This is a genomic window from Bacillus cereus group sp. BfR-BA-01355 (genome assembly GCF_022663675.1).
Taxonomy (GTDB): domain Bacteria; phylum Bacillota; class Bacilli; order Bacillales; family Bacillaceae_G; genus Bacillus_A; species Bacillus_A thuringiensis_S.
On sequence record NZ_JAKUFY010000048.1, the window covers coordinates 24,054 to 38,608 of the forward strand.

A 14,555-nucleotide genomic window follows, 5' to 3' on the forward strand; every position below is an offset into this window, starting at 1 on the left:
AGCCTACTCGTGTGAGTAGGCCTTTTTTAGGTTGTTGTAATGTGCACAGTATAACTTATTTATTATCATTTTCAATTACGATGCGAAAGGAACTGAATGCTTGTTGACTGATATAATCTTCTTCGCTAACTTTAAAAGGAAATGGAAAAGCGACGAGTTGAAAATTACTTTCCTGATCCACTGAAGGCAATGTGAAATTAAAGATTTGTCTTGTTTCAGGTGCAACCTTAGTATAAACGACTTTTCTATTGTTAAATATTTCAACTTGTTTCCAATCTTTAAAAGCTACGATTGCGTAAGTCATTTCATCATTCGTTTCATTACCGTTTGATAGGGTTAATTGCTTGCCTTCCTTTTCAAAGAAGACAGTTTGTAAGTTCTCTTCACGGTTCGTAACAAATAATGGTTCGTAAAGACCATCTTTTAAAATAGCATCTGGATCTATAAGGGAGAGTTTTATTTTTTCGTTTTCTTTCTGAAAAGGATGCATTGAATATCGCATACTTAGAATATCTTCTAAAATTGCTGCTTTATTTAAGTTATTATCTTTTAATTTGTATTCAGGTTTTTTAATTATTAAAAAGGTTAATTCATTTCCATTAGGAGAGGTGTGTAAAGAGATTTTCGTAGTAATTGAACTGTTTGGTTTCATATCAAAAAAATAGTGTGATATTTCATTAGTAGTATCTTCTATTCTAAAAGGTTTTTGTTCGTAATCTTCTAGAACAATTAATCCATATTTTCGGTTTTCATTAATAGTATGTACGAATGATAATGTTACATTAATTTTATTATCCTCACTAGTAATTGTACTGCCATTGTTGATATGTTGGCCTTGATTATCCTTCAATCCGTAAGAAATAGTATTGGTTTGTTGCTCTCGTTTATTTTCTATGGAAAGAGGATGAGGTTGTATGATTGAAGTATTGAACAAAATATAAATTGTAAGTAATGAAATAAGTAAAACACCGCTAATAATATATATTTGTTTCATAAATAGCACCTCAATATATGTAAAGTATTAGAGAAAAAAGATATGCAAGATGCATATCTTTTTTCTCTTTCTTACCAGAAGGCTTTTGTTTCGTGATTTACATCATTATAACCACTTAATTTATAGGTATGATTACCGATAGCGTAATCATCTCCATAATAAACGCTTGTGTTGGTCGCTGTAGCATTTACAAAGGATGATTTTTTTGCACTATTACTTTTCGTATTTACTAATGAGCCATCGCCATTGAAAGTTCTTGCTTTTGCATAAACATAGTCTTCGGTCGTAGTTGATTTCGATTTCGCAACTGCATATGGGTTACCAAAAAAGGGAGTATATACGCTAATGTTAGAGTCATTCTTAGGTGCAGCTGCAACAGTCAAACTAGGAACAATAGATGTTTTTGTTGATTGAATTGTATCAAAGTCAACTAAAACGGGCTGCTTGTCTACAGTGTCGACCTCTGAAGCACTTGCGTTATTAGTAAAACCAAAACCTAAAACCGCTAACCCTAAAGTTGTCACCGATAAAGATTTTTTCATATTCACTAATTTTCCCACCTTTTTAAATTTTTGAGTTCGAACTCAATTCGTACAATATATGAAAAATTCGAAATTCTCAATGGTTTATCCCATATTTAACTTTTCTTTTACTTTCAATTCAACATATCTTCATTTGCAAAAAAGCGAATATATCTTCTAATGCTTAGCCAGCAAGGAATATAGGTTTAACCTTATGAAATTTGTGTAAATTTTAATCTATTCATGTCATTATGTCTGTTATTTTTAAATTCATATGGGAAACTTATTTAAAAAAGGATGGTGACAAAAATGACAATTGATCGAATTTGTACAATTGGACCCGCAAGTAATAATAAAGAAACGTTAGCACAGTTAATAAAGAATGGTATGAAAATTGTTCGACTAAATTTATCGCATGGCACGCATGAAAGTCATAAAGACATCATTCGTTTAGTGAAATCATTAGATGACTCTATTAAATTTTTGGGTGATGTACAAGGTCCTAAAATAAGATTAGGTGAAGTGAAGGGAGAGCAAATTACACTTCAGGCAGGAGATTCTTTTATTTTACATACACAACCAGTTACAGGGAGTAATACAGAAGCAAGCGTTGATTATGAAGGAATTGCGAATGATGTGAAAGTAGACAGTAGAATTTTGATTAATGATGGAGAAGTTGAATTAATTGTTGAAAAGATAAGTACGGACAAAATAGAAACGAAGGTAAAAACAGGTGGCAATATCTCATCTCATAAAGGAGTTAATTTACCAGATGCGGCTGTTCGTTTACCAGCTATTACAGAGAAAGATAAAAAAGATATTCAGTTTCTTTTAGAAGAGAATGTTGATTTTATCGCGTGTTCTTTCGTAAGAAAACCTAGTCATATAAAAGAAATACGGGATTTTATACAACAGTATAAAGAAACGTCACCTAATGTAATTGCAAAAATAGAAACGATGGAAGCAATCGAGAATTTTCAAGATATATGTAAAGAAGCAGATGGAATTATGATTGCAAGGGGCGATTTAGGAGTAGAGTTACCGTATCAATGCATTCCGCTTTTACAGAAAATGATGATTCAGGAATGTAATCGAACGAATACATATGTCATTACAGCAACACAAATGCTTCAATCTATGGTAGATCATTCTATTCCAACAAGAGCAGAGGTGACTGATGTGTTTCAAGCTGTACTGGACGGGACGAATGCAGTTATGCTTTCAGCTGAAAGTGCATCAGGAGAACATCCAATCGAAAGTGTGAGAACATTACGTCTCGTTTCAGAATTTGCGGAGCATGTTAAAAAAGATGGACCTTTTGCGATGAAAGATGTACTGCAATTACTGCGTGAGTCTCTGGATGAGTAATAAATAAAAAGAGGGCGGATATGCATCCGCCCTCATGTTTTTCATTCATACTATTCTTGCTCTTGCTCATCCAAAATCTTTTCAAACGCAGCAGATACTTTATCAAACTCTTCATCATTTTCAATGTATGAAAACTCATTATCTTCTTCTACTTTTAAAAAGAAAATATCAATGTCTTCCTCAGTTTCTGTTTGGATATCTTCAACAAAGGCAACTGCAATATATTCTGCGCCTTCGACATCCATCGCTCCAAGTACTTCTACTTCTTGCTCTTCGTTATTCTCATCACTAAGAGTAAACACTTCGCCAACTTCAATATCAGACATATTCATTCTCCTCCTGTTCGACTCTAAAAAATAGAGCGCTCAAACTGTATACATACTAATATATCTTTCCATGAAAAATCAAATTCATACATAAGAAAAACGACTGATAGTTCTTTAGTATAAGTATCCAGCTATTAGGAGCATTATTTGTGTGTGCTATATTACTTAATCCATTCAACAATTGTATCCATAGTCTGTCTTGTTTTATCACGCTTTGGCTCTTCTTTACGGTAACCAAAGGCAACCATAACTGATGCTTCAAAGTTATCGCCTTGTATAATGCCTTCTTGACGAAGTAAAGAATCTACTTCCTCTTTATCAAATCCTTCTATTGGACAAGAATCAATACTGATTTGAGCTGCGCTCGTCATCATATTACCTAAAGCGATATAAGATTGCTTGGATGCCCAATCAAATACAGCACGATCGGATTGTAATAAGTTAAAATCTGTTTCCTGGAACTTTTTGAAGAATTCATATCTAATTTTTTGAGTGTCTTCAGGCAATCCAATAATATCGTTCATCATATATTTAATATACTCTGCATCATAGTGCATATCTTTAATGTTTCTTGAAAGAACAATGACGAAGTGGCTTGCTGTTGCAAGTTGCCCACCAGCGCCCCATGAATACGGTTGTAGTTTTTCTCTTAATTCTTTATTTTGTACGACAATAAATTTCCAAGGCTCATATCCAAAAGAAGAAGGAGATAATCTGCCTGTTTCTAAAATGAATTTAAAATCCTCTTCTGAAATTTTGTGTATAGGATCGAACTCTTTACATGCATGTCTGAAATGAAAAGCCTCCATAATTTTCTCTTTTGTAATTTCTTTTGTATTTGTCATAAAAGTTCCTCTTTTCGTTAATTTATTTTGTAAGTAAATTATATTTTTAAAGTAACATAGACACAAGTACGCACATTTTTGTGTTATAGTATCAAAAAAGATACTATTGGTAAGGGAAAGGAGTTATGATGGATTGTTCGAATGAAAATAATATAAATTACCCATTTCTAAATAAATATTCTTGTCCAGTTGAAGCTATGGTTGAGGTTATTGGTGGAAAATGGAAAGGGGTTATTTTGTATCATTTATTAGATGGTACAAAGCGGTTTAATGAATTAAAAAGATTAAAACCTAATATCACACAAAGAATGTTAACACTGCAGCTGAGAGAACTTGAAGCAGACGGCATCATCCATCGTGAAGTATACCGTGAAGTTCCACCTAAAGTAGAATATTCGTTAACTGAGCTTGGTGAATCACTACGTCCAATGATTCTATTAATGATGGAATGGGCGACTCATAATATGGAGAAAGTTTTGGAAAGTAGGAATACGAAAAATAATAGTTAAGAGTTGTAGAAATAAAAGGTGTTTTCCATACGTAAAGACACCTTTTATCCCGCATTAACGGGCAGTAAGATCCCCACCTCAAAATTCAGTGGAAGCAAAGAAGTTAGGTGGGGGATGAACAAAACCCCCACTGATTAAAGTTTCACTTTATTTCTATGTTTTTTACTTTTTAACTTCAACTGCTGAAATTGCAAAGTCATTCAAGTTTACAGTTTTACCATACCAATCAGAGTGTTTGAAGACGATACCTTTACCATATCCTTCAGTTGAAGTACGATCCCATAGCGTTGTCGAATAGCTAGCAGTAGGGGATGCTGTACTTACAGAAGAAATTCTATTTTGCCAATTAGGAGGCAAATTTTTAAAACCGCTACTAAGAGAAAAATACTCGCCACCTTTATTTGCATGTTCATAGAAATCTGTACTATTAGGTCCGCTCCCTCCAACACCAAGGGGATTGATTGTATTATTCAACCTTTGTTTGTCTTTTTCAATAAAAGAATCTAAACTTTCTTTGTTCGAAAATCCATAAGATAACCAGTCTCCATTTTGATTTTGTTTCGGTAGAACTATAGTTATTTTTACGTCTTCCTTAGATGGAGCACCCAATTTGTTAAACGAATCTACAGTCTTTTCATCTACAGTTACATATTCAAAAGAGCTAATCGAATAATCCTTTTCGGTACTAGCTGATACTGATCCCAGTCCTCCAGTTAACGACAAAACAGTTAATAATGCACCTGCTACCAACTTTTTCAGCATGGATTCATCTCCTTAAAACTTAGATTTTTTACATAACTAAAATGTATGTTAATTTGAATGTATTATAAATATTTAGAAATTTATAAAAATTAAACAGAATATTCTTTTATTAGTCTTGAGTAAGGAAAGTAATTAAAAATGAAAAAAAGGTTTACTTAAAAAGTAAATCCTTTTTGCCAACCTATCTCAAAACTCTATGGATTAAAGTTTCATTTTATCCATCTATGAATCATACACTTCTTTTGCATTCATAGAAACAGCATCTAATAAAAGAAAAATGGCTGCTATCATATGTAGAAGGATTTCTATATAAGGAAAGAAGGCAACTAGAGTAACGATAATACCTATATAATGAGCGTACGTATTCATGCCTGCTTTTTTAGCTAATAAAATAGTAGTGATATGTAAAGCAATCAATAGTAGTAAAGGTATCCCATCTAGGTTAACAAGACTTGGAAATATATAATAGCAAGGAAGTAATAAAAGATGATAGATCCCTGTAGGCCACTTTAGTGCTTGTATGTAAGTTTTCAAAGTAAATCCTCCTAAAATAATTAATATCTATATATTACCAAAAAAGATAGGTGATTGGATATTAAACACTTGTGGTTTTTAGTATAATATAATTATTTTATGTTAACTAATTGTTTCCTTATCTATAAAATAGAAAAACCACCCAAACGAGGGTGGTTCGTATTATAAATAACTACTTAAAGAAGAAAGGGGAACCTTCACCTCACTACCTTCCTTCATATTCCGCAGCATAACGGTTTCTGTACTAAGTTCTTCTTCACCAATAATAAGCACGTAAGGGATATTCTCTTTATTGGCATAATTAAGAGCACGTTTTAATTTGCGTCCTGCTAGTTCGAGTTCGACTTTTAAGGAAGTGGTAGAACGTAATTGCTGGGCAATTTGTAAGCATTGTAATTCTGTCCCGAGTGGGATGATAAATACATCCGCTGTAGATGATATCGTTTCTTTCTGTGAGAGTGCTGTATAAATAACGTCTAAACCGAATGAAATACCGACTGTTGGATAGCTAATATTATCGCCACGGAATGCCCCAATAATATTATCGTATCGACCGCCGCTACCGATGCTAGATGTAATCGATCCATCTTTTAAAAAGATTTCATATACGGTGCCTGTGTACATTGTAAGTCCTCGCGCTAAAAACGGATTGAATATAGCATTTTCATTTATTCCAAGAGCGATTAAATATTGCTGTAATTGTTGCAATTCGTTTACTCCATCGGCAACGATTGGAGTATTGAAAGCGTCTTTAAAGTCATCAATTGAAAGCTTTAGACAAGATAATACAGTATTACATATTGTATCAGCCATTTCTTCAGAAATTCCGCGCTCTAATACATCTTTTCGTACACCATCAATCCCAATCTTTTCGATTTTGTCTAATGATAAAATGACGTCACTTGTTAATTCAGTAGGGATGTTAATGGCCTGAAGAATACCATTTAACAGTTTTCGGTTATTATATTGGATCGTTATCTCTAAGTTTAATGTTCGGAACAGCTCAAACGCCATGCTCATGAGTTCCGCTTCAGCCATGACTGATTCTACACCGACTATATCAACGTCGCATTGTATAAATTCACGAAATCTTCCTTGTTTAATTGGCCCATCTCGAAATACTTTCCCAATTTCATAACGTTTAAACGGAAGGCGGATGTTCGGATTCATTGCCACGACTTTTGCGAATGGAATAGTTAAATCGTATCGTAAGGCAAGGTCACGTTTTCCTTGATCCTGAAGTGTATATATTTCTTTTAATATTTCATCGCCACCACCGTACTTGTAAGACATAAGCTCATACATATTTAACATTGGTGTCTCTAACGGTTTGCATCCGTATCGTTCAAATGTATCTTCGCAAGTTCTTTTAATTTTATTTCGCAGCACTTGCTCCTCTGGTAAATAGTCTTTCGTTCCTTTTACATTTTTCATTTCCATTGTAATCACTCCTTTTTTTAATTAAAAAAAGCTATGCAGGTATAAAAATACCCACATAGCTTTATGAACGCTTCGTGGGTCAACAGGAAAAGCCCTGTACCCACGAAGAAAAATTTTTCTTCGGATACACGGCGTTACGTATGATGATGAAGTTGGAAAGAAGTATTAAAATTTCGCATTGCAAATCTCTCCTTAACGTAAGTTTTTCCAAATTATATCAGATGATTTTTGAATTATCAATATTTTTAGTTTTGAAATATACGTGAAGTTATGTAGGAGAAATGGAAAAGGGTGTATAATAAAACTTAATAATATGAAATAACCTTTTAAGGAGAACGTTATGAAAAAAGATAAAACAAATGCGATGCGAATATTAGATAAAGAAAAGATCGAATATTCGATGATGTCATATGATCCAGACGATGGGAAAATTGATGGCGTATCAGTAGCCGAGAAAATTGGACGAGAAGTGAGAGAAGTATATAAAACGTTAATCGCTCAAGGGAATAGTAAAAATTATCATGTGTTTATCATCCCAGTAGATGAGGAATTAAATTTAAAAGCTGCCGCAAAAGCAGTAAGTGAAAAGAAGATTGAAATGATTCCTGTAAAAGATATTACGAAAGTGTCAGGATACATTCGCGGTGGTTGTTCACCAGTCGGAATGAAGAAGTTATTTTCTACATGTATCGATGAAAGCGCCCAATCACTTGAAACGATGATCGTAAGTGGCGGGAAGATTGGTATACAAATTGAGCTGAAAGTGGATGACTTGGCGAAAGTGACGAGAGCGCAGTTTGGAGAGGTAACGAAGTAAATATACATATAAAAAGAAGTTCTAGTTTTATGGGACTTCTTTTTATTTTAGGAAGATTTTCATTAACGATTGCTGTAGGATAAACTAGTTTAGTATATAATTTTTTTACGATGTAAGTTATTTGGGAAGGTTATTTTTTTATCGGATTTATCTTTAAAAACGAACATTTTTTAAAAACTTAACGAAAAATGTTCATGTTTTAATTGCGCGCACACTAATAGTTTGTTATATTATCCATATAATAATTTTGAATAACATCCCTCGTATATACTCGGTAATATGGTCCGAGCGTTTCTACCTAGTTCCCAATGAAAGAACTGGACTACGGGTTAAAGTATTCGGCCGTTCTATGCTAATGAGCGCTACCGATCTATAATTTGGCATTTGTTTTATCTTTTGCTCAATTAACTTTGACTACCGTAGTTCTAGAAAGTAGAGATTCTTCTACAATTTCTAGAACTTTTTTGTTTGGACCAAAAGCATCGAGTATAGAAAACACAACAAGAGAAAGAGGAGAGATTATTTATGAAGAAGAATACGTTGAAAAAATGTGCTGCCCTAGTAACTACTGTTGCATTGTCATTCTCGATACTTGCGGGATGTAATGCGAGTCCGAAACAAGTTGAGGAAAAAAGCAATCAAAAACCTATCTTAATTCAAGGGCCAATGCCGATAGAAGCAGAAAAGTTTGCGAAAAGGCTAAAAAATGTGAAAGAAGAAAAGTCTGGAACTTTTGTATTTTATAAAGGAACTGTCGACAATTATCCTGTAATCGTTGCGAAAACAGGTAAAGGAATGGAGAATACAGCAGCTGCTACAGCGGTGGCTATTGAAAAATATAAACCTACAGCAATTATTAACCAAGGAACATCAGGTGGACATGATCCAAATTTAAATGTATTTGATATTGTATTAGGAAAACAAGTTGCAAATATAGGTTCATTAAAAACAACAAATATGGATGAGAATCAAGGAATTGAGCCGACAAAATGGATATCTATGGACTTAATGGCTTCTGAAGGAAGTGCAGGAGAAGATCCAAATGCTGAGAAAATCCGATACTACGAAGGAGATAAGGATTTACTTGCAGCAGCTAATGCGGTAAAAGATAAATATACAAAAGGTAAAGTGGTTGAAGGTACTATAGGCTCAGCAGACCTTTGGAATAATGAAGTAGATAGAATTAAGTGGTTCCATACAAAATACGGTACATCTGTAGAAGAAATGGAAGGAGCTGCTGCAGCTCAAATCGCGAAAGCTTATGATGTCCCATTTTTAGGGATTCGAGTATTATCTAATAATAAAACAAACGGCGGGAAATATAACCCAAATACAGCAGCCGCAAATCAAGAATATGTATATGAAGTAGTTAAAAAATATATAGATTCAATGCAAAGTAAATAGTAGTAGTTCTGCTCCAGCATAAACGTCAAGTAACTGTAAATGTTTTCGAGACGGATAAACTTGTCTTAGGAATGGTAGTTGAAAAAAAAAGCTTGTTTCTTATAGAAAATATAAGAAACAAGCTTTTTTATTTAAAATAAATTGGGTAATTAAACTATAACGTCAATATATACCGTTGAATATTATAATAATATAATGGGGGTGATGTTATATGGCACTTACTACAGGACCAATTGAAAACGTAGGAAATCAACCTGCTAATGCAAATAGAGTTAGGGTAAAGATCCTTAACCGTACTGCGGGCCCACTTACTGGAGTAGCTAGAGTTTTTAGACTTGACGGTTCATTAGTATTAATTGAACAGGTAAACTTCAATGTGAATTCTAATGCTTCTACTTTTGCAACTCTAAGTTTAGTTCATCCTGCTTTTGGACAAGCATTTGAATATGAAGTTCAAATTGTTCCTAATCAACCTGGTGGACTATATAGTGTTTATGGACTAACAGCTGACAGTGTTATCATTACTGCACAACGTGTTGTGAACTCAGAATTGACACAGTTTCTTTAATTAAAATAGATTGGTGCCTACATGGTATCCAATCTATTTTTGTACGTATTATTCAGAGAAAGAAAGGTTTTACACAAAAATAAAGACAGTTATAGAAAAGGGAAAAGTCGAGCTATCATCTTGATTTTTATTATTTCTGTCTTAGATTGTATCTGTTTTGTGGCATGGTTTTCTTTGAATGCTTTTTATTCAAACTGTTTTTTAAAGTATTTATCAAATATGCATTATTGCATAAATAAATTTAAATTTATAAGTTAATATTAAACTACTTTTTAATTGTAAAGAATATTTTAATAATCTTTATAAGAGAAGGATATTCCATGTAAAAAGTGAAATTGTTTGGAATGTGAATAAACAAAAAGTTTAGAAGTGATACAGACTGGATAGAGTCGTGTATTAAATAAACAGAAAAGGGGTATGGATTTCTAAAAGGTTTCGGGGGTTAGAAAGCACTTTTTAGTGAATAGCTTCAAATTATATTTTAAAGGGGAATGGGTATATGAAGTTTCGAAATACAAAGATTGCTATGATTACACTATCTTCATTTTTTATTTTAGGTTCTGCATCGCTATCATTCACAGATACTATACACGGTGAAGTAGCTCCTGCATCAGCACAAGAGATTATTGTAAAAAGTTATGACGATACATATTATAATAACGCAATAGGAAAAACGGGGTTAGAATTAAAGAAGGAACTGCATAATATTATTGATAATCATACAAAGTTATCATACAGTGCGGTTTGGGAAGCACTAAGAGATACTGATGAAGATCCAAATAATAAAAATAATGTGTTACTCTTATATACTGGTCGTTCGCAAGGGAAGCTTACGAATGGATCAGGAGTAAATAACTGGAACCGAGAGCATGTTTGGGCAAAATCTCACGGTGACTTTGGAACGACTGCAGGACCTGGAACAGATCTACATCATTTAAGAGCGACGGATGTATCTGTAAATAGTTCACGTGGAAATCTGGATTTTGATAACGGTGGTGTAAATCATTCTGAAGCGACAGAATGTAAATATGATAGTGATTCTTGGGAACCTCGTGATAGTGTAAAAGGAGATATTGCTAGAATGCTGTTTTATATGGCTGTTCGTTACGAGGGGGACAACGGCGAAATAGATTTAGAACTAAATGAAAAAGTGAATAACAATAAAGATGCATACATGGGGAAACTATCTGTTTTATTAAAATGGAATGAACAAGACCCGGTCGATGATTTAGAGCGAAAGCGTAATGAAGTGATTTTTACAAAATATCAACATAACCGCAATCCTTTTATTGATCATCCTGAATGGGTAAATAAAATTTGGAACTAAGATTTTTAAAGGTATTATATTTTGATAAAAGGGATTGATCATTATGATCAATCCCTTCTTATATGTTTACTAGAATAAATGATTTTTATAGGATTGAAGAGGAGAATAGGATAGATATTTTATCAAGTTAAGTATATATGGGTATTTTAGTACGGTCCCCACTCAATATTCACCCCAATAATAAGAAAAACAAGTCCAATGATAAACCAAATGAATGCAAGTGGAGCCATGAATCGAATCCATTTGCCGTAAGAAATGCCGCTTGCTGCGAGAACGCCCATTAAAACACCGGAAGTTGGATTTAAGCAGTTGACTACACCTTCTCCAAGCATAACAGCCTGTACTGTAACTTGGCGTGTAATGTGCATGAAATCAGCTAATGGAGCTAATATCGGAATAAAAATAACCGATTCTCCTGTCCCGGATGAAATAAGGAAATGTAATGCGGCACTACTTACGTACATACCGATAACACCAAATACAGGGCTTTGTCCTTCGAGAGTTTGTGCGAGTTGGTTAACAATCGTATCAAGCAATTTTCCTTGTTCTAAAATGACTGAAATACAGCGAGCCATTCCAACGATTAAAGCACCGTATATGAGATTTTGGCAACCTGCTAGAAAAGTAGAAGCGATATCGTTTGCTTTCATACCACCTATTATTCCCGCTGTAATTGCTATGAAAATAAAAGTAGCAGTCATTTCTGCGTCCGTCCAATGTAGACGAAAAGCGCCTATTAAAAATGCAATTAATGATAAAGCTGAAACGAGTAAAATTAATTTATGACGTATAGTCCAAGGAACTTCTTTTTTCTCTGTTTCTTTTTCGCTTGAAAGAGCGTTACTTGGAAACCAGTTATCGCCAAGAATGCTTCCTTTATTCGATTTTTTCAAGCGCTTTACATACCAATTTATATAAAGGATAGTGGCAAGTAAAAAAGATATATAGATTGCGGTGCGTAAACCAATTCCGGAAAACATCGGAAGTTCTGCAATCTTTTGTGAAATGCCTAAAGGTGAGGGAGATAAAATAGTAGCATTAAAGCCAGCATAAGTACCTAAATAAATAATTGCTACACCGACGATAGCGTCCCATTTTAATGTGCGTGCAACGATGATGCCGATGGGGATAAAACCGATAACTGAATTAACGATAATGCCAGTCGTTCCAAGAATAGAAAAAAGTGCGGCAACTATACAAATGAAAAGTAATTGCTGATTACGAAATTTGTTAATAACATGATAGATTAAACCGTCAAGGGCACCTGTTTTTTCAAGAATTGCAATGGCTCCACCTGTAAATAAAATTAGAAAGATAATAGGAGCAGCAAGTGTCATTCCTTTTTCAATAGCGGTAAAAAAAGAGACAAATCCTACAGGTGATTGCGGAACAGAATGGTAGCTACCTGGTATTGTTGTTGTAACGGTCCCGTTTGTAACCCTTTTAAATTCTCCAGCAGGAACGAAATACGTAGCAATGGCGCAAAGTAAAGCAATAAAAAATAGTAGTACGTACGCATCGGGCATTTTAAACTTTTGTTTACTAGATTGTTTTTTTGTCTCAGTTTGTATTTGCATAAAATTCCTCCTTCTCCACTTGATTAATTTTAATATTCTGAATTAAATCCGTGAAATAGATTATAATAAAGGTAGCTTCTTAAGGCAATAGTTTTTGTATCCTTTTCCCGTACATACAAATTATTGCAATATTAGACAGGGAAACGATAATAAGCCAAGAATATGTTATGTAGAAAGAAAAAGGAAAAGAGGGAACAAGATGTGGAAAACTACAGATCTATGTGATGAATTTGAAAAGGAATTACAAATATGTCGTCAGCCTTTTCGGTCTTTTGGGAAGAAAGAACAATTCCACGGGAAAATTGCAACTGTAAAAGTGAAAGATGATAATGTACTAGTGAAGGAAGGATTGCAAACATTACCAGAAGGAACAGTATTAGTTGTTGATGGCGGAGCGTCTAGGAATTGTGCGTTACTTGGTGATAATTTGGCAGCTATTGCGGAAGAAAGAAAGCTAGCAGGAATTATTGTGAATGGATATGTTCGTGATTCTAGTGAACTAAAGAATATTAATATTGGTATTTTAGCGTTAGGGACAATGCCAAATAGAAGTGTGAAAGAAGGAAAAGGAGAACGAAATATTTCATTGCATTTTGGACAAGTGGATTGGAATCCAAATGAATATGTTTATGCGGATGAAGATGGCGTCATTATTAGTGAAAAGAGTTTACATAGTTAAGAGTTAATAAGTTATTATTCTTAGAAAATAAATCCGATAAAGCATGGACAAAATTCTTTGTCAATAGTAAAATAATACAGAAATTTAAAATTTACAGAATGTATAGGTTTATCGTTTTACGATAACTTAAATGGGAGTAAGTTGTGCCAAGAAAAGTGAATGTTATCACAATGATACGTTCATAAACAAAATTATTTTTCCTATACAAATATAGCCGCGAATAATGCGGGTAGGAGGTGTTGTACATTTTTGTTCGACACTTACAAAAAGAGAGTGTCAATCGCACGCCCTTGAAGGGCCTTTTTTTGTGTAAATGGTAGTAAGGGAGGAAATTTTGGGATGGCAATGTTGAAAAAGTGGCTGCTTACGTCGTTAATGGCAGTGACACTTGTATTTGTTTCTTTTGCGAATACAGTACATATTACGTTTGCTGAAGAAAATACAGCAAAACTTGCAATTATTGGGGAATCACAAAAAGGCATTATGTTATGTCCGAAAGAAGAGCAAATTAAAGATGGGGAAACAGCTTTAAGTTTGCTGCAAAAGGTCATGGGGGACAAAGTAGAATCTGAAGCGATGTCGTTTGGAACATATGTAAAAGGCATCGATGGTTTAATGGCCGGGGCTACAAGTGGTTGGACATACGATGTAAATGATACATCTGCACAAGTTGGGGCAGATAGTTATAAATTAGAGTCTGGTGATGTTGTTGTATTCCGTTTTGTTTCAGACTGGAGCAATATGAGCCAGGAAACATTGAAAGAAACGTTAGATAAGTTCGGGACTTGTAAAACAGAAGAACCTAACGGTGGCAAAACAGAAGAACCAAAATCAGAAGGTCAAGATGATAAAATGCCAGATGAGAAAAACCAAGGTGACCAAGA

The 14,555-nt window shown here is 34.0% G+C and carries 16 protein-coding genes and 1 riboswitch; of the genes, 8 read left to right on the forward strand and 8 right to left on the reverse strand.

Annotated elements, in window-relative coordinates; all coding sequences use genetic code 11:
• Nucleotides 1-55: 55 nt before the first annotated feature.
• Together MR167_RS16955 and MR167_RS16960 are read right to left on the reverse strand one after the other, a co-directional pair.
• Nucleotides 56-994, reverse strand: a complete 939-nt coding sequence (locus tag MR167_RS16955) for a hypothetical protein (protein ID WP_000810164.1) — start codon at nucleotides 992-994, stop codon at nucleotides 56-58.
• Nucleotides 995-1,065: 71 nt separating this feature from the next.
• Nucleotides 1,066-1,542, reverse strand: a complete 477-nt coding sequence (locus tag MR167_RS16960) for a hypothetical protein (RefSeq protein WP_001056350.1) — start codon at nucleotides 1,540-1,542, stop codon at nucleotides 1,066-1,068.
• Nucleotides 1,543-1,824: 282 nt separating this feature from the next.
• Between MR167_RS16960 and MR167_RS16965 the strand changes: the two genes are divergently transcribed.
• Nucleotides 1,825-2,883 carry a pyruvate kinase gene (locus MR167_RS16965; RefSeq protein WP_000151077.1) on the forward strand — a complete coding sequence of 353 codons (1,059 nt, stop codon included), beginning with the start codon at nucleotides 1,825-1,827 and terminating at the stop codon, nucleotides 2,881-2,883.
• Nucleotides 2,884-2,933: 50 nt separating this feature from the next.
• Here the strand turns inward: MR167_RS16965 and MR167_RS16970 are convergent, their stop codons facing one another.
• Complete coding sequence (locus tag MR167_RS16970; protein ID WP_002005464.1) at nucleotides 2,934-3,215, reverse strand: DUF1292 domain-containing protein; 282 nt, start codon at nucleotides 3,213-3,215, stop codon at nucleotides 2,934-2,936.
• A gap of 155 nt (nucleotides 3,216-3,370) precedes the next feature.
• Nucleotides 3,371-4,054 (reverse strand): NAD(P)H-dependent oxidoreductase, encoded by a 684-nt coding sequence (locus tag MR167_RS16975; protein ID WP_242315051.1) that lies wholly within the window; start codon nucleotides 4,052-4,054, stop codon nucleotides 3,371-3,373.
• A 128-nt stretch (nucleotides 4,055-4,182) separates the two neighbouring features.
• Here MR167_RS16975 and MR167_RS16980 point away from each other — a divergent pair, with 128 nt between their 5' ends.
• The gene (locus MR167_RS16980) at nucleotides 4,183-4,563 is read left to right on the forward strand and encodes a winged helix-turn-helix transcriptional regulator (protein ID WP_000340656.1); all 381 of its coding nucleotides are present in this window, start codon (nucleotides 4,183-4,185) and stop codon (nucleotides 4,561-4,563) included.
• A gap of 162 nt (nucleotides 4,564-4,725) precedes the next feature.
• Here MR167_RS16980 and MR167_RS16985 read toward each other — a convergent pair whose 3' ends face one another.
• From MR167_RS16985 to MR167_RS16995, 3 genes are all read right to left on the reverse strand, one after another.
• A complete protein-coding gene (locus MR167_RS16985; RefSeq protein ID WP_242315053.1) occupies nucleotides 4,726-5,325 on the reverse strand; it encodes a hypothetical protein in 600 nt (199 codons plus the stop codon).
• A 222-nt stretch (nucleotides 5,326-5,547) separates the two neighbouring features.
• Complete coding sequence (locus MR167_RS16990; RefSeq protein ID WP_000860703.1) at nucleotides 5,548-5,859, reverse strand: hypothetical protein; 312 nt, start codon at nucleotides 5,857-5,859, stop codon at nucleotides 5,548-5,550.
• A gap of 162 nt (nucleotides 5,860-6,021) precedes the next feature.
• Nucleotides 6,022-7,299 (reverse strand): histidine--tRNA ligase, encoded by a 1,278-nt coding sequence (locus MR167_RS16995; protein ID WP_000425329.1) that lies wholly within the window; start codon nucleotides 7,297-7,299, stop codon nucleotides 6,022-6,024.
• Nucleotides 7,300-7,639: 340 nt separating this feature from the next.
• Between MR167_RS16995 and ybaK the strand changes: the two genes are divergently transcribed.
• The 4 genes from ybaK to MR167_RS17015 all read left to right on the forward strand — a co-directional run bounded on the left by ybaK (nucleotide 7,640) and on the right by MR167_RS17015 (nucleotide 11,415).
• Nucleotides 7,640-8,116, forward strand: a complete 477-nt coding sequence (gene ybaK / locus MR167_RS17000) for a Cys-tRNA(Pro) deacylase (RefSeq protein ID WP_000710860.1) — start codon at nucleotides 7,640-7,642, stop codon at nucleotides 8,114-8,116.
• 241 nt (nucleotides 8,117-8,357) lie between these two features.
• A riboswitch (purine riboswitch) is annotated at nucleotides 8,358-8,461 on the forward strand.
• Between the two features lie 180 nt (nucleotides 8,462-8,641).
• Nucleotides 8,642-9,520, forward strand: a complete 879-nt coding sequence (locus MR167_RS17005) for a 5'-methylthioadenosine/S-adenosylhomocysteine nucleosidase (RefSeq protein ID WP_000742457.1) — start codon at nucleotides 8,642-8,644, stop codon at nucleotides 9,518-9,520.
• 211 nt (nucleotides 9,521-9,731) lie between these two features.
• Entirely contained in the window at nucleotides 9,732-10,088 is a 357-nt protein-coding gene (locus tag MR167_RS17010) for a hypothetical protein (protein WP_001229421.1), read from the forward strand.
• Nucleotides 10,089-10,587: 499 nt separating this feature from the next.
• A complete protein-coding gene (locus MR167_RS17015; RefSeq protein ID WP_000672181.1) occupies nucleotides 10,588-11,415 on the forward strand; it encodes an endonuclease I family protein in 828 nt (275 codons plus the stop codon).
• Nucleotides 11,416-11,561: 146 nt separating this feature from the next.
• On the opposite strand, the gene MR167_RS17020 is transcribed toward MR167_RS17015, so the two are convergent.
• Nucleotides 11,562-12,992, reverse strand: a complete 1,431-nt coding sequence (locus MR167_RS17020; protein WP_184121239.1) for a YfcC family protein — start codon at nucleotides 12,990-12,992, stop codon at nucleotides 11,562-11,564.
• A 199-nt stretch (nucleotides 12,993-13,191) separates the two neighbouring features.
• Here MR167_RS17020 and rraA point away from each other — a divergent pair, with 199 nt between their 5' ends.
• Entirely contained in the window at nucleotides 13,192-13,671 is a 480-nt protein-coding gene (gene rraA / locus MR167_RS17025; protein ID WP_000266028.1) for a ribonuclease E activity regulator RraA, read from the forward strand.
• A 339-nt stretch (nucleotides 13,672-14,010) separates the two neighbouring features.
• The coding region (locus tag MR167_RS17030) for a DUF4430 domain-containing protein (protein WP_242315055.1) at nucleotides 14,011-14,555 on the forward strand (545 nt) is incomplete at its 3' end.